Origin of the sequence: Jidongwangia harbinensis, assembly GCF_020216025.1 — a bacterium.
Classification (GTDB): Bacteria; Actinomycetota; Actinomycetes; order Mycobacteriales; family Micromonosporaceae; genus Actinoplanes; species Actinoplanes harbinensis.
Genome location: NZ_JAIWNC010000112.1, coordinates 1 through 1,028, shown reverse-complemented (window position 1 = coordinate 1,028; position 1,028 = coordinate 1). Strand labels below are relative to the sequence as shown.

Below are 1,028 nucleotides of genomic sequence, written 5' to 3'. Positions count from 1 at the left end.
CTAGGCCGTGTTTCGTAGGACCGTCGATGTTGCGGCGTGGCGGTGGTCGATAACTGAAGAGGTCTCCGGTAGTTGGTTCAGCGACCAAGCTAGAACTTCACACCGGAGACCTCGTGCCGAGCGTAGCGGCAGCGAGGCGACATGACCTGACCGACGGGCAGTGGGCGGTGCTCGAGCCGTTGCTGCCTGCGGGAACGGGTCGTGATCGGCCACGCAGATGGACTATGAGAGTGATCGTCGACGGGATCCGGTGGCGGGTCCGGACTGGCTCACCGTGGCGGGACGTGCCTGCGGTGTATCCGCCGTGGCAAACCTTGTATCGGTGGTTCCGCCGCTGGCAGCGTGACGGTGTCTGGGCGCAGATCCTGGCGTTGTTGCAGGCCCGGGCCGATGCTGCTGGGTTGGTCGGCTGGACGGTGAGCGTGGACTCCACGATCAGCCGCGCTCATCAGCACGCGGCCGGAGCCCGCCGCGACGGCGACAACCAGAAACAGCCGCCCGGCGGCGTGCAGGCAGAGCCGGCAGACCACGGCCTCGGCCGGTCCCGGGGCGGGTGGACCACCAAGACCCACCTGGCCTGCGAGCAAGGCCGCAAGGTGATGGCGGTGGTAGTGACCGGCGGGCAGTGCGGTGACAGCCCGCAGTTCATCCCTGTGCTCACCAAGGTGCGTGTCGCCCGTACCGATGGTGGCCGGCCGCGGACCCGGCCGGACACGGTCCTGGCCGACAAGGCGTACACGTCCAGGGCCAACCGAGCCCACCTACGATCCCGCGGCATCCGAGCGTGCATCCCCAGCAAGATCGACCAGGACGCCCACCGCAAAGCCAAGGGATCCAAAGGCGGGCGTCCGCCCGCCTTCGACCCCGAGGTCTACCGCCTGCGCCACGCCGTCGAGTGCGGCATCAACCAGCTCAAGCAACACCGCGCCATGGCCACCAGATACGACAAGCTCGCCGTGCGCTACGAAGCCACCCTCACCATCGCCGCCATCAACCAATGGCTCCACGCTCTACGAAACACGGCCTAG

General features: G+C 67.7%; 1 protein-coding gene. It reads left to right on the top strand.

Translation table 11 applies throughout. The features are described 5' to 3' along the window. The first annotated feature begins 113 nt into the window (after positions 1–113). Positions 114–1,028, top strand: a complete 915-nt coding sequence (locus LDL48_RS43210) for an IS5 family transposase (protein WP_225261008.1) — start codon at positions 114–116, stop codon at positions 1,026–1,028.